The sequence below is a fragment of the Paenirhizobium selenitireducens ATCC BAA-1503 genome, from assembly GCF_900492185.1.
In the GTDB taxonomy this organism is placed as follows: domain Bacteria; phylum Pseudomonadota; class Alphaproteobacteria; order Rhizobiales; family Rhizobiaceae; genus Allorhizobium; species Allorhizobium selenitireducens_A.
In genome coordinates this window covers 1-13,950 of the sequence record NZ_UEYP01000023.1, presented here as the reverse complement: position 1 = coordinate 13,950, position 13,950 = coordinate 1, and the positions used below count along the sequence as shown (strand labels likewise).

12 protein-coding genes are annotated in these 13,950 nt (G+C 62.7%); 7 read left to right on the top strand and 5 right to left on the bottom strand.

Going from position 1 to position 13,950, the window contains the following annotated elements; all coding sequences use genetic code 11:
- Positions 1-43 precede the first annotated feature (43 nt).
- Genes RHIZ70P_RS21550 through RHIZ70P_RS21535 form a run of 4 tightly spaced genes read left to right on the top strand, consistent with a single transcriptional unit; the run spans position 44 to position 3,120 of the window.
- Positions 44-304: a type II toxin-antitoxin system RelE family toxin gene (locus tag RHIZ70P_RS21550; protein ID WP_115672616.1), complete on the top strand. Its 261-nt coding sequence runs from the start codon at positions 44-46 to the stop codon at positions 302-304.
- Positions 304-723 carry a helix-turn-helix domain-containing protein gene (locus tag RHIZ70P_RS21545; RefSeq protein ID WP_115672614.1) on the top strand — a complete coding sequence of 140 codons (420 nt, stop codon included), beginning with the start codon at positions 304-306 and terminating at the stop codon, positions 721-723. Before RHIZ70P_RS21550 ends, RHIZ70P_RS21545 begins: the two co-directional genes overlap by 1 nt.
- Positions 720-2,018 (top strand): DUF6638 family protein, encoded by a 1,299-nt coding sequence (locus RHIZ70P_RS21540; RefSeq protein WP_115672612.1) that lies wholly within the window; start codon positions 720-722, stop codon positions 2,016-2,018. The genes RHIZ70P_RS21545 and RHIZ70P_RS21540 overlap by 4 nt, the downstream gene beginning before the upstream one ends.
- The gene (locus RHIZ70P_RS21535) at positions 2,011-3,120 is read left to right on the top strand and encodes a DUF2333 family protein (protein ID WP_115672610.1); all 1,110 of its coding nucleotides are present in this window, start codon (positions 2,011-2,013) and stop codon (positions 3,118-3,120) included. The genes RHIZ70P_RS21540 and RHIZ70P_RS21535 overlap by 8 nt, the downstream gene beginning before the upstream one ends.
- 39 nt (positions 3,121-3,159) lie before the next feature.
- Here the strand turns inward: RHIZ70P_RS21535 and RHIZ70P_RS21530 are convergent, their stop codons facing one another.
- The 3 genes from RHIZ70P_RS21530 to RHIZ70P_RS21520 form a co-directional block, all read right to left on the bottom strand.
- Positions 3,160-3,615 carry a PAS domain-containing protein gene (locus RHIZ70P_RS21530; RefSeq protein WP_115672609.1) on the bottom strand — a complete coding sequence of 152 codons (456 nt, stop codon included), beginning with the start codon at positions 3,613-3,615 and terminating at the stop codon, positions 3,160-3,162.
- A gap of 47 nt (positions 3,616-3,662) precedes the next feature.
- Complete coding sequence (locus RHIZ70P_RS21525; RefSeq protein ID WP_115672607.1) at positions 3,663-4,385, bottom strand: helix-turn-helix transcriptional regulator; 723 nt, start codon at positions 4,383-4,385, stop codon at positions 3,663-3,665.
- A 164-nt stretch (positions 4,386-4,549) separates the two neighbouring features.
- On the bottom strand, positions 4,550-5,011 hold the full coding sequence (locus RHIZ70P_RS21520) for an Lrp/AsnC ligand binding domain-containing protein (RefSeq protein ID WP_115672605.1): 462 nt from the start codon (positions 5,009-5,011) through the stop codon (positions 4,550-4,552).
- A gap of 110 nt (positions 5,012-5,121) precedes the next feature.
- Here RHIZ70P_RS21520 and putA point away from each other — a divergent pair, with 110 nt between their 5' ends.
- Entirely contained in the window at positions 5,122-8,241 is a 3,120-nt protein-coding gene (putA, locus tag RHIZ70P_RS21515) for a bifunctional proline dehydrogenase/L-glutamate gamma-semialdehyde dehydrogenase PutA (RefSeq protein ID WP_115672603.1), read from the top strand.
- 40 nt (positions 8,242-8,281) lie between these two features.
- Here putA and RHIZ70P_RS21510 read toward each other — a convergent pair whose 3' ends face one another.
- Complete coding sequence (locus RHIZ70P_RS21510) at positions 8,282-8,800, bottom strand: TIGR00645 family protein (RefSeq protein WP_115672602.1); 519 nt, start codon at positions 8,798-8,800, stop codon at positions 8,282-8,284.
- Positions 8,801-9,071: 271 nt separating this feature from the next.
- Here RHIZ70P_RS21510 and RHIZ70P_RS21505 point away from each other — a divergent pair, with 271 nt between their 5' ends.
- Both RHIZ70P_RS21505 and RHIZ70P_RS21500 read left to right on the top strand, forming a co-directional pair.
- Positions 9,072-10,751, top strand: a complete 1,680-nt coding sequence (locus tag RHIZ70P_RS21505; RefSeq protein WP_115672600.1) for a formate--tetrahydrofolate ligase — start codon at positions 9,072-9,074, stop codon at positions 10,749-10,751.
- 284 nt (positions 10,752-11,035) lie between these two features.
- Positions 11,036-13,249 carry a TonB-dependent hemoglobin/transferrin/lactoferrin family receptor gene (locus RHIZ70P_RS21500; RefSeq protein ID WP_235842309.1) on the top strand — a complete coding sequence of 738 codons (2,214 nt, stop codon included), beginning with the start codon at positions 11,036-11,038 and terminating at the stop codon, positions 13,247-13,249.
- A 78-nt stretch (positions 13,250-13,327) separates the two neighbouring features.
- Here RHIZ70P_RS21500 and RHIZ70P_RS21495 read toward each other — a convergent pair.
- On the bottom strand, positions 13,328-13,950 hold a 623-nt coding region (locus tag RHIZ70P_RS21495; RefSeq protein ID WP_181904102.1), incomplete at its 5' end, for an extensin family protein.

The window sequence follows — 13,950 nt, the reverse complement described above, 5'->3', positions numbered from 1 at the left end:
AGCGAATTTTGATTTGCCCCCTGGTTTTGAAGCGGATATTTTCATGAAGAGAATTATCTACAGCAAGCAGGCGAGCAAGACGCTGGCTCGGATTCCCGCCAATGAGGCGCTACGGATCAGGGCCAAGATCGCGCAGTATGCAGAAGAACCCGCTGCCCTTGCGAACAACGTCAAGAGGTTGCGAGAGAATGCCTATCTTCGGCTTCGTATCGGCGACTGGCGGGTGATCTTCCGTGAGGACGGCGTGGTCGTGGACGTTGTCAGGATCGCGGCGCGCGGCGAAGCTTACGAAGGAGAGATATGATGAGCATCGCAACGTCCTTCACCACGCCCAATGGCGAAGAGATGGTCGTGCTTTCCCGCAAGGACTATGAGGCCTTGTTGCAGCGACTCGACCGTGCCGAGGACCTCGAGGACAGTCTGGCGATCGCCGATTTCGAGAAAAAGCTCGCTGCGGGCCAAGAAGAACTCATTCCCTCCGAGTTTGTCGATCGGATGGTTGACGGTGAGAGCCCGGTTCGCGTGTGGCGGGAATACCGAGGTCTATCCGCCAAAGACCTTGCCGCCAACGCGGGTATCAGCACGGCCTATCTTTCGGAAATCGAAACCGGCAAGAAGGATGGCAGTGTCTCCGCGCTGAAATCCATCGCCGACGCACTTAAGCTCGACCTCGACGATCTCTATTGGCGGCGCGAGGACAGGAAGGTCGCAGACACTAAATGAACCGTCTCCTCGAAGCCGAACTGATCTACGGCCGGCTGCTCGCCGTCACCGAGCCGCATCTGGTCGCCCGCTACAACAAGGCACTGTCCGGTTTCGGACTGAAGCCGACCGCCCTTTCCGAGTTCGACATCGACATGACCGGTTTTTCGCCGCAGGTCGCCGCCGAACTGGGCGACAAGGATTATCTCGATCCGAACCGGGTGAACCGCCGCTTCATCGTGCTGACGCCGGAGCAGGAAAACCTGCCGGTGGTGCATACCAGTTTTTCCAACACCGCCGGCCTGATGCACGAGTTCTTCACCGCCAATGCGCGGGCGATCAATTCGGTGACGATCAAGGATGCGCTCTACGGTGAGATCGAGGATTCGGTTGCAAGGGTCGAAAGCCTGGAGGACCTGCTGTCGATCAACGCTGTTCAGTTCAAGGTGCTGTCAGCCGAGGACGTGCTCGGCAAGGCGGCCGAGCTGCGCCGGCTTGCCGACCGACTGCAAAGCGAGCCCGACGCCTGGCGGGACGATGTCATGCTCAACCGCATGGTCGAGCTTGCCAAGCTGACCGGCGACATCCGCCAGAACGTGCTGGTGCCCGACAAGCTGGTGTTCCGCCACGACGCTTTCTGGGCCAATCATTTCGGCGGCACCTATGTCTTCGTCGACGAGAAGATCACCACGGTGATCTCCGATCCGGCGGCGCCCGGTTTCCGTCGCTCGCGTCCCTGGCAGGTCAGCTATATCTCGATCCGGGATCCCAAGCAGATCTTCGATTTTCTTGCCAGGACGGGACGGATCGAATTGCCGCGGGCGAGCTGGGTCGAGGGATCGGGTCTCTATGTCCATCGCGCCGAAATGGCGGCCATCGCGCTGGCCTATGAAGCCGATCCCGCCATGGACTTTTCCAAGCTGGAGCCGGTCTGGCTGCAGACCTTCATCCACCGCAATGCCGAGCGGGTGGCGCGCGATGGGACCTATCCGTTCCTGCAGGAGATGATCCGGGCGATCGGCACCTCGGGCAGCATCCGCATCGAGGATGTCGAGCCGTCCCGCCGTTTTCTCCTGGTGCGGGCCAAGCCGGAGCATCGCGATCAATGGCTCACCAACCGGCTGATATCGCAATTGACGCCGATGGACTTCGTGTCGCGTTTCATTTTCGACAAGCAGGGCTTTTATGATGCCTACGAAGGGTTTAGCGATGGCTTCCGGGAATATGTTGTATCCCGCCTGTCGCAGACCTACCTGAAAGACAAGGCGGGTTTCCGCAAACGCCTCTACGGCATAGGAGAAGACGACAATGCTTGATCCGATCATCGCGTTCTTCCAGCGCGTCTTTGCCGCCATCGGGCGCGGAATCGGCATGGTCGTCGCGGCCATTTTCTGGCCGTTCCTCGCCGCCCACAGCTGGTATCAGCGGCGCAACTGGCTGATCAAGATTCCGGTCCTGCTGTTCGTCCTGGTGCTGATCGGTTTCTACGGCCAGTTCATCTGGCGCACCCAGGTCTGGTACGGTTTCGATCCGGAATTCGCCCAGGCCTACAAGTTCCCGGCGCGTCAGGTCGCTGCGGGACAGGAGAACGCCGCCAAGCCGGGCACCTGCCAGAACTCTGCGATCGTCACGGTGGTCGCCGACCTCACGGATACCAACGTCAACCAGAATATCTGGATCTCGTCCTCGCTGATCTACAAGCTTGGCCTGTTCGGCATGGATTGGGACCATACCCCGTTTTTCGACAACAAGGCCTCGTTCCAGCGCGGCGCCAACCAGGTCGCGCGGCGCGTGGCGATCGAGCTTGCCGACAATCTCGGCCGCGTGCGCGGCACGTCTAGCATCAACAACGACCTGCAGGACGCGCGCGGCAATATCCAGTTCGACGAGGGCACCTGGTACTTCGGCACCGATCCGCTCGGCTTCAAGACGCCGACGCCGAATTATTACCGCTCGGCCGTCGAAAGCTGGCGCAAGTTCAATTCGTCGCTCGAAACCTGCGCCGCGATCTTCGATGCGCGCGCGGACAATCTCGTTCAACTGCTCGATCGCATGGCGAGCGATCTCGGCAACACGTCCGACATTCTTCGCCGCCGCTCGGAAGAGTTCAATGCCGGCTGGTTCGACACGCGCGCCGACGACCGTTTCTGGTTCGCCTATGGCCAGCTCTATGCACAGTATGCGCTGCTGCAGGCGACCCGGGCCGATTTTGTCGATGTGATCCGTGATCGCAACCTGACCGCCATCTGGACGCAGATGGAGCAGCAGTTGCAGGGCGCGCTGCGCATCCGGCCGGCGATCATCTCCAATGGTTCCGAGGACGGCTGGATCATGCCGACGCATCTGGCCACCATGGGTTTTTATATTCTCAGGGTGCGCTCCAACATGGTCGAACTGCGTTCGGTGCTCGACCGCTAAGGGCACTGACGGCCCGTCTTCGGCGGGCCGCTATTTCTCCTATTCGTCCTCGTCGGAGAAAGCGGCGGTGCGCAACCGCTCGAAGAACTCGTAGGTAATGCCGACGATCTCGCCGGACGTGCCGGCCTTGGCGCGGAATTTGCCGACGGTGCGGACGAACTTCCAGCCATCTTCACCACGCCGCACACGAAAGATGTTGTGGTAGCTCTGCTTGAGGCTGCAGGTGCGCTCGAAGCTTTCCATCAGGATCGGCAGATCCTCCGGATTGATCCGGGCGCGGGCCTCCACCAGGTTCAGGGGGCCGTCGGTGACGTCCATCTCGAAAATGCGAAAGACGTCGGGCGTGGCGAAATATAGCCCCGTATCCAGGTCAATGCGCCAGAAGCCGTAAAGCCGGAAGGCCTGGGCCAGTTCCACGACCTCGTGTTCGGTCATGCCGACCGAGGTGCAGTCCTGGAATTCCTTGTGGTCCAGTTGGTCGAAACGCAGGGGCACGATGATCTCTTTCCCCTGATCCGGCGCTTGCCCGCATCCATCAGGAATCAGTTAATTAGCTTCAGCCGTATCGCCTTGGCTACCAACTGCGTCCTGTTCACGCAATCCAACTTTTTGATCGCATTGGTCATGTAGGCGTTGACCGTGTGATCGGACAGCGACAGGATCTGGCCGATCTCGATCGAGGTCTTTCCCTGGGCGGTCCAGCGCAGGACCTCGAGCTCGCGGGCCGACAGGATATTCGGTACCGCGGTCTCGGCGCGCCGCATGCGGTCGTAGACGTCGAAAGCGTGCAGGGAGATCATGCCGAGTTCGTTCAGTTCGACCTGGTGGAGCGGCGGCCGCTGGCCGTCATAGCGCAGGAAATAGCGTCCGGTATCGACCGAGTTCATCGGGAAGATCGTGCCCATCAGGAGGCCGAAGCGCGTCATCAGTTCATGCATCTTGTCGGGGCAGAAGAAGCTTGACGATGGACCGTTTTCGCCGAGATGCCAGGTCTGGGGCAGGACGGTATTGGCGAATTTCGGCAGGATTGGGCAATGGCGAAGGAACTGATGCTTGTCGAATTCGCGGGCAAACTGCTGGGGAAGCGTACTTTCCAGCACCAGAGGCGCGATCGCCAGGTCGTGCGGTGTGGGGGCAGCCATGATCGTCACGTGATCGAGACCGAATTCGTCGGCGATCCGTTTCATGATGCTCATCAGCTGAGCACGTGTTTGGCTGCCGGCTATTTCATCGCTTAGCAGCGATTGACGTTCCGCGGTTATCATCTGTGAATTCGAAAGTTGAGGAAAGCGGGAAATGTTAACATTAACAAATATATCAGTCACTCTGAAAAGCCAGTACTTTTTACCGGGGATCACCGCAAAGTCCAAGGGCTGAGCGAAAAAGCCGGTCACGTGGTAAACAAACAGAGGGCGTGTGACGCCGGCGGCTAGACGGGCAGGGCGGAACCGGTCTTGACCTCTTCCATTACGGCATAGGTGTGGGTTTCCCTGACGCCCGGCAGTGGCAGGATGACCTCCGAGAGGAACTGGCGATAGGCTTCCATACCGGCGACCCGCGCCTTGACCAGATAGTCGAAACCGCCCGCCACCATATGGCATTCCATCACATCGTCGGACCGCTTGACGGCCGACGCGAAGGCGTCGAAAACATCAGGCGTGGTGCGGTCCAGTTTGACCTCGATGAAAACCAGCAGGTTGCGTCCAAGCTTTTCCGGCGACAGGATGGCCATGTAGCCGATGATGAAGCCGTCACGGGTCAGCCGGCGCACCCGTTCGGCGGTCGCCGTCGGCGACAGGCTGACGCGGTCGGCGAGTTCGATATTGGTCAGGCGACCCTCCTTCTGCAGGGTTCGGAGGATCTTCCGGTCGAGCCTGTCGAGTTCTTTCATAAAGCACTACCCTCTGGTGTTTTTGTAGTTGTTCCGCCGGACTATAGCGGAAAAATCAGCGATTAAAATCAGTAATCAGTCGATAGCTTGCCGATAACACGGAGGTGACGATGATCAAGACTGCCATGCCCGATTTTCCCCGGTTTTCCGCGCCTTTTGCCGGCGACGACGACCAGTTGATGCGCAACTTCGCCGCGCAGCTTTCGCTGAGCGCCCAGCAGAACGCGGCGATCGACCAGCGCGCCACGCGCTTCATCGAGGCCATCCGCGACAATTCCGGCTCGATCGGCGGCGTGGAGGATTTTCTTCGCGAATACGGCCTGTCGACCCGAGAAGGGCTGGCGCTGATGGTGCTGGCCGAGGCGCTCTTGCGCGTGCCCGATGCGCTGACGCAGGACCGGCTGATCGAGGACAAGCTGAAGGAAGGCGGCTGGAGCGAGCACGAGGCGCATGGCGACAGTTGGTTCGTCTCTGCCTCCGCCTGGGCGCTTGGCCTGTCGGCCCGGGTCATCCGCCCCGGCGAAACCCCGGAAGGCGTGATGCGCGGACTGGTCAAGCGCCTCGGCCTGCCGACCGTGCGCTCGGCCACCAAGCAGGCCATGCGCTTCCTCGGCCATCACTTCGTGCTCGGCGAAACGATGAAGGATGCGCTTGGCCGCGCCGCCAAGAGCGAGGAGAAGGGCTATCGCCATTCCTTCGATATGCTCGGCGAGGGCGCCCGCACGGCGGAAGACGCCAAGCGCTATTTCAAGTCCTATGCCGATGCGATCGACTCGATCGGCGCCTTCATGGCCAAGCACGGCAAGGGCAGCCAGCTGCCGGATCGCATGGGCATTTCGGTGAAGCTCTCGGCGCTGCATCCGCGCTATCTTGCCACCCATCATGAGCGGGTGATGCGCGAGCTGGTGCCGGATCTCTTGAAGCTCGCCCAGATGGCCAAGGCGCATCAGCTGAACTTCACCGTCGACGCGGAAGAGGCTGACCGGCTCGAGCTGTCGCTCGACGTTATCGGCGCTGTGTTCTCCGATGCGTCGCTGGCCGGATGGGACGGCTTCGGTCTTGCCATCCAGGCCTACCAGAAGCGCGCGCCGCAGGTGATCGACTATATCGACGAGCTGTGCAAGCGGAACGGCCGGCGCATGATGGTGCGCCTCGTCAAGGGCGCCTATTGGGACACCGAGGTGAAGCGGGCGCAGGAACGCGGCCTTGACGACTATCCGGTCTGGACCCGCAAGCCGGCGACCGATCTCGCCTATCTCGCCTGCGCCGCGAAGATGCTGGCCAAGCGCGAGCGGATCTTCCCGCAGTTCGCCACGCATAATGCGCTCACCGTGTCGATGATCCTCGAACTGGCCGGCGCCGATCGCACCGGCTTCGAATTCCAGCGCCTGCACGGCATGGGCGAAGCCCTCTACAACAACCTGCTCTCCGGCAATGAGCGCATCGCCTGCCGCATCTATGCGCCGGTCGGCGGCTATCGCGACTTGCTCGCCTATCTGGTCCGCCGCCTGCTGGAGAACGGGGCGAACTCGTCCTTCGTGGCGGTTGCCGGCGACAAGAACGTGCCGATCGCCAACCTGCTCGAACGGCCGGTTGAACGGCTCGGCATCGACAAGGGCAAGAGCGTGCGTCACAACCAGATCCCCATGCCGCTCGCGCTTTATGGCGAGCGCAAGAACAGCGCCGGCTTCGAGTTCGGCCATCGCGAGAGCCTTGAAGGGCTGATCGCGTCGCTAGCCGGCCAGACTGCCAAGGTCGATGCCGGCCCGCTGGTTCCGGGGGCAACGGGCCAGGCGGAGGCCGTTCCGGTCCTGTCGCCGGCCGACCGCAGCCGTGTCGTCGGAACCGTGCGCAATGCGGCCGTCGCCGACGTCGATCGTGCCTTTGCCGCCGGCCGCAAGGGCTTTGCCGTGTGGTCGAAGACGCCGGTCGAGGCGCGCGCCGCCTGCCTCGACAAGACGGCCGACCTGCTGGAAGCCAATCGCGACCGGCTGCTGTCGCTGCTCTCGGCCGAAGCCGGCAAGACGCTGGACGACGGCATTGCCGAAATCCGCGAGGCGGTGGATTTCTGCCGCTATTATGCCGCCCAGGCGCGCAAGCTGTTCGGCGAGGCCGAGGCCATGCCCGGCCCGACCGGCGAGAGCAACCGGCTGCTCTGGCGCGGCCGCGGGGTATTCGCCTGCATCTCGCCGTGGAATTTTCCACTGGCGATCTTCCTCGGCCAGGTTTCGGCCGCACTCGTCGCCGGCAATGCCGTCGTCGCCAAGCCTGCCCCGCAGACGCCGCTCATCGCCTATGAAGCGGTCAAGCTGATGCACCAGGCCGGCATTCCGGCCGATGTGCTGATGCTTCTGCCGGGCGGTCCGGAGATCGGTGCCGCCATTTCGGCCCATCCGCAGCTCGGCGGCCTTGCCTTTACCGGTTCGACCGGAACGGCGCAGGCGATCAACCGGACGCTTGCCGCCAAGAACGGCCCTATCGTGCCGCTGATCGCCGAGACCGGCGGGATCAACGCGATGATCGTCGACGCGACTGCCCTTGCCGAACAGGTGGCCGACGACGTCGTCATGTCGGCCTTCCGCTCGGCCGGCCAGCGCTGCTCGGCCCTGCGCATCCTCTATCTGCAGGAGGACATTGCCGACGGCATGCTGGAGATGATCGAGGGGGCGGCGCGCGAGCTCAATCTCGGCGATCCGGCGCTCACCACGACCGATGTCGGCCCGGTGATCGACGAGAAGCAGAAGGCCATGCTCGAAGGCCATGTGGCCGAGATGCGCAAGGGCCAGAAGGTCCGCTATGCCGGCACGGTGCCGAACACGGGCAACTTCTTCGCCCCGCATATCATCGAGCTCGACCGGCCGGAGGCGCTGACCAAGGAAGTGTTCGGCCCGGTGCTGCATGTGGTGCGGTGGAAGGCGAAGGACCTGGGCCGTGTGATCGAAGCGATCAATGCCACCGGCTATGGCCTGACGCTCGGGGTTCACAGCCGCATCGAGGCGACCATCCGCACCGTCACCGAGGCGCTCGATACCGGCAATGTCTACATCAACCGCAACATGATCGGCGCGGTGGTCGGCACCCAGCCGTTCGGCGGATCGGGCCTGTCGGGCACCGGCTTCAAGGCCGGCGGTCCGGCCTATCTGATGCGCTTTGCCGTGGAACAGGTGATCTCGGTGAATACGGCGGCCGCCGGCGGCAATGCCAGCCTGATCGCCATCGGCGAGGGCTGATCCGGAAGACGAGGGCGGGGGGCGAAAGCCTCCCGTCCGTTCATATCTTGTCGACGCCCGTGTCCTTGATCTTCTTCATCATGACCTCGAGATAGCCGAGCATGACGGCGGAGACGACGAAGGCGAGGTGCATCAGCGTCAGCCACATGATCTTGCCGTCGGTGAACTGGTTGGCGTTGAGGAAGACCTGCAGCAGGTGGATCGACGAGATGGCGACGATCGATGAGGCGACCTTGATCTTCAGGCTGCCGGAATCAAGCTTGCCGAGGAAAGAGACCTGGTCCTCGGCCTCGTCGAAGCGGCTGACGAAGTTCTCGTAGCCGGAAATCATCACCATGACGATCAGGCTCGCCACGAGCGCCGCATCGATCAGGCCGAGCATGGCGAGGATCATCTCCGCCTCGCTATAGGTGAAGACATTGCCGGCCACTTTCAGGAACTTATAGCCGAAGGAGACGGCATAGACGGCGAGGGCTGCGACCAGTCCGAGATAGAAGGCGACGAGGATCCAGCGGCTCGACAGGATGATCCGTTCGACCAGCAATTCGAGGGATTTCATGGGGCGTTGCTCCAGCGACGTTCGATTGTGGTTGGCAGGCATAGGCGCAGCCCGCCTTGCCCGCAAGACCGACGGATGGCGCGGTCGCGCCCAGATGCGGGTGGAAGTCCATGGTGGACAGATTTCACCGGAGAGGCCGCATTCATTTCCTTTCTTGTCGCTGTCAGATAAATCGGAGGTCAGCGCGCTATCGCCTTGAAGGCGGTTCTGCGATTTATTGGTGCGGCAGCGGCTGAGGCGCCGAAGCGGGGCAAGGGGGAGTTTGCAGTCCATGGGTGAATTCAAGTCCGATATCGAGATCGCGCGTGCGGCGACCAAGAAGCCGATCCAGGAGATCGGCGCGAAACTCGGCATTCCGGTCGAACAGCTCGTGCCCTACGGCCACGACAAGGCGAAGGTTTCGGCCGAATTCATCCGCTCCCTGGAAGGGCGCCCCGAGGGCAAGCTGATCCTGGTCACCGCGATCAATCCGACGCCGGCGGGCGAGGGCAAGACGACGACGACCGTCGGCCTGGTGGACGGACTGAACCGCATCGGCAAGAAGGCCATGGTCTGCATCCGCGAGCCCTCGCTCGGACCCTGCTTCGGCGTCAAGGGCGGGGCGGCCGGCGGCGGCCATGCGCAGGTGGTGCCGATGGAAGACATCAACCTGCACTTCACCGGCGATTTCCACGCCATCACCTCGGCCCACAATCTGCTCGCGGCCATGGTCGACAACCACATCTACTGGGGCAATGCCCTCGACATCGACGTGCGCCGCATCACCTGGCGGCGGGCGATGGACATGAACGACCGGGCGCTTCGCCAGATGGTTGGTTCGCTGGGCGGTGTCGCCAACGGGTTCCCGCGGGAATGCGGCTTCGACATCACCGTGGCCTCCGAAGTCATGGCGATCCTCTGTCTCGCCGCCGATCTTGCCGACCTGGAGCGGCGGCTCGGCGACATCATCGTCGGCTACCGGCGAGACAAGAGCCCGGTCTTTGCCCGCGACCTGAAGGCCGACGGGGCGATGACCGTGCTTTTGAAGGACGCGATGCAGCCCAACCTGGTGCAGACGCTGGAGAACAATCCGGCCTTCGTGCATGGCGGGCCGTTCGCCAACATCGCCCATGGCTGCAATTCGGTGATCGCCACGAAGACGGCGCTCAAGCTCGCCGACTATGTCGTGACGGAGGCCGGTTTCGGCGCCGATCTCGCGGCGGAGAAATTCTTCGACATCAAGTGTCGCAAGGCGGTGCTGAAACCGGCCGCCGCAGTGATCGTCGCGACGGTCCGGGCGTTGAAGATGAACGGCGGGGTGAAGAAGGAAGACCTCGGAATAGAGAATGTCGAGGCGCTGAGGCGCGGCTGCGCCAATCTCGGTCGCCATGTCGCCAATGTGAGGCGCTTCGGCGTGCCTGTCATCGTCGCCATCAACCATTTCACCTCCGATACCGAAGCGGAAGTGGCGGCGGTCAAGGAATATGTTTCGCGGCTCGGGGCCGATGCGATCGTCTGTCGCCACTGGGCCGATGGTTCGGCCGGCATCGAGGAACTGGCGCATCGGGTGGCGGAGCTCGCCGATTCCGGCCAGGCCGCGTTCAAGCCGCTCTATCCCGATGCCCTGTCGCTGATGGAGAAGATCGAGACGGTGGCGTCGAAGATCTATCACGCGGCCGAGGTGACTGCGGCGAAGACGGTGCGGGACCAGCTCGCGGTCTGGGAGGCACAGGGTTATGGCCACCTGCCGGTCTGCATCGCCAAGACGCAATACTCCTTCTCGACCGATCCCGCCTTGCGCGGCGCGCCGGAAGGGCATGTCGTCAACGTACGCGAGGTGCGCCTTTCGGCCGGGGCCGGCTTCATCGTGGCGATTACCGGCGAGATCATGACCATGCCGGGCCTGCCGAGCTCGCCGGCCGCCGAGCGCATCGCGCTCAACCCGGAAGGCTTCATCGAAGGCCTGTTTTAGAGCCTGTCGCCCGCTTCCTGCGGTCTCCGGTCCGGCGCCTTGTCCTGTCTCTTGGGGCAGGGACAGTCGCGAATTAAAACATGATAAGATTATTCATGTTTTATATGTTGACTCGAACAATCATGTTTTATAGATGGCATTGAGAGGGCAGTTGCAGCCCTTCGCCACGTTTTAGACAAACATTGATCCGGCCGGCCGTCGCGGGTGCTCATCCGCGGCTGGGGACTTTTGCGGCCGCGGATAAAGGGAACTTTATGGGCTCGCATCCTTTCAGAGGAATCCTCATGACCTGCACCGCGCTCGCCGGGCTGATTCCGGCCTCGGGCGCCTTCTCGCAGAGCGCGACGGCGCAGCCGGTCGGCGAAACGCAGCTCCAGACCATCCTGGTCAAGGGCAAGCGCATCCCGGCAGGCTCGGCAGCTGACACGCCGCTTGCCACCGAGACGACAGCGGCCGAAATCGAGAAGAAGCAGATCACCAGCATCGACGACCTCGGCAACACCACCGAGCCGGGCGTCCAGGGGGGCTTTGCCGGCGCGGGCGTGAACATTCGCGGTCTCGAAGCGGACCGCGTCCTCACCACGATCGACGGCATTCCGATCCCCTATCTCGTCAACGACGCCCGCCAGGCCGGCGCCACCTCGCTCGGTTCCTCGACGCGGGCCGATGGCGGCATCGATACCTTCGACTTCTCCACACTCTCGACCGTCGACATCATGCGCGGCGCCGATTCGAGCCGCGCCGGTTCGGGTGCGCTGGGCGGTGCGATGATCCTGCGCACGCTGGAGCCGGAGGACCTGATTGCCGAGGGCGCCACTTTCGGCGGCATGGCCAAGACCACCTATGACAGCACCGACAATTCGCTCGGCGGATCGGTCGCCATCGCCAAGAAGGTCGAGAACACCTCGATCCTCTTCCAGGGCGGCTACAAGGTCGGCCACGAGCGCGACAACCAGGGTTCGGTCGGCGGAACGGGGGCCACCCGCTCGGAAGCCAACCCGACCGATTTCGATCAGCACAACCTGCTGTTCAAGCTGCGCCAGGATTTCGGCGCTGGTCACATGATCGGCCTGACGGCGGAGCGCTTCCGCAAGGACATTGCCACCGATCTGAAAACCGAGGAAAGCGCGGCCCGCAACTATTCCGAACTCGACGGCGACGAGCTGAAGCAGCGCGACCGCGTTTCGCTGGACTATCGCTACGACGCGCCGGATCTGGCGGGCCCGGTCGACAAGGCGGACCTGACGATCTACTGGCAGCGGGTGGAAACCAGCTCTGCCGTCGACGGCACGCGGCTCGGCTCGCTTGCCGGCCCATGGTATCGCTCGAACGAAATGGACGAGCAGTCGATCGGCGTCGTCGGATCGCTCGCCAACCAGTATGATTTTGGTGGGACGCGCCATGACGTGACGATCGGCGGCAATGTCTCGTTCTCGCAATACGGCCAGTACACGGCCGGCGAAGACGTTTGCGATACGGCGGCGGTTCCGCCCTATTCCTGCTCCTTCCACCACACCAACCAGTCCGACATGCCGGATGTCGACGCCTTCCGGGTCGGGCTGTTCGCCGACGACAAGATCTCGTTCGGCGACAGCGGTTTCAGCCTGACGCCCGGCATCCGCTTCGACTGGTTCGATTACCAGCCGCAGGAGACCGACGACTATCTCGCCAATAGCGGCTATGGGGCTGCCGGCCTGCCGGACGACCGTAGCGATTTCCAGTTTTCGCCGAAGCTGCGCGCCGCCTACGAGATCAATCCCAAGGTCGAGCTGTTTGCCCAATGGGCCATGGGCTTCAAGGCGCCGAATGTTTCGGAACTCTATCTCAGCTACTCGACGCCGCCGATGTACGAGGTGATCGGCAATCCCGATCTCGAATCCGAGACCAGCAACGGCTTCGAGATTGGCGCCAATCTCGGCGATGCCGAGTTCGGCGGCCGGGTGACGGCCTTCTACAACAAGTACAAGAACTTCATCGACAGCGAGACGAGCTATACAAATCCGAGCTTCCCCTGGGGGTCGACCACCTACGAGAACCTCGACCGGGTGCGGATCTTCGGCTTCGAGGCGCGGGCCCACAAGGCCTTCGACAACGGCTTCAACGTGCATGCCTCGTTTGCCTATGCCAATGGCGAGGACGAGGAAACCGGCGAACTCATCGACAGCGTGCCGCCGTTCAAGGGTATTGTCGGGGTCGGCTACCAGACCGAGACCTGGGGAACGGATTTGAGCTTCATCGGGGTTGCGGCGGTGGACGAAGATTCGACCGCCGAATTCCAGCCGGACGGCTACGGTCTTGTCAATCTGACCGGCTGGTGGGAGCCGGAGCAGATGAAGGGCCTGCGGCTCACCGCCGGTGTCTACAATGTGTTCGACCAGGAGTACTACGACGCGGTCAAGTGGCGCGACATCGACCTGACGTCCAGCGCCTCGCAGCCGAAAGACTACTATTCCGAGCCCGGCCGCACCTTCAAGGTTTCCATCACGCAGAAATTTTAACGGACTGATTCTTGGCAGCAATGACGGGGTGGCGCGGACAAGGCGCCACCTCTTTTCTTCGTCTGGTCACCACGGCCTTCACCGGCAGAAGCGGTAGCCGCTCTTGCGCTCGATGACGTCGAGATGCAGGTGGTCCTTGTGCGCCTCATCGCTGCCGGGGGAGAGCACGGTGGTGAAGTAGAGGCAGGCGGCGGCGTTGAGGCTGCGCTGGAAGGCGGCGGGGAATGTGCCGTCGTCCTGGGCGGCGATCACCATGGGCACGGTGCCCTTGTCGAATTCGAGGGCGGCGATGTCGATGGCGTTGCCGTGGGCGTGTTCGGAGATCTTGCCGGTAGCCGCACTGTTGCGGTTGCGGCAGACATAGGCCGAGGCCTGCTGGATCGCCTTCAGTTCGCCCTTGTCGGCCAGCGCGATGCGGGCGGCGGGGATGATCGTCTCGCGCGTCATGCGCGCCAGTTGCAGGGCCGTCTCGCAGCGAAAGGTCGCTTCGGGCGAAAGCTTGATGCCGGGCAGGATTTCCCGGACGATGACCGGATTGCTCATGCCGCAGCCTTCGCCGTCGTCGATCGGGGCGGCGGTTTCGAACACGGTGCCGAGCGTCTTGAGCTCAGCCTGGCAGGCGGCGAACTGTTCTGGATCTTCCGGCGCGACACGGATGGCCGCGGGCTTTGCGGGCTGAAGACCCGGAACGGGCGGCAGAC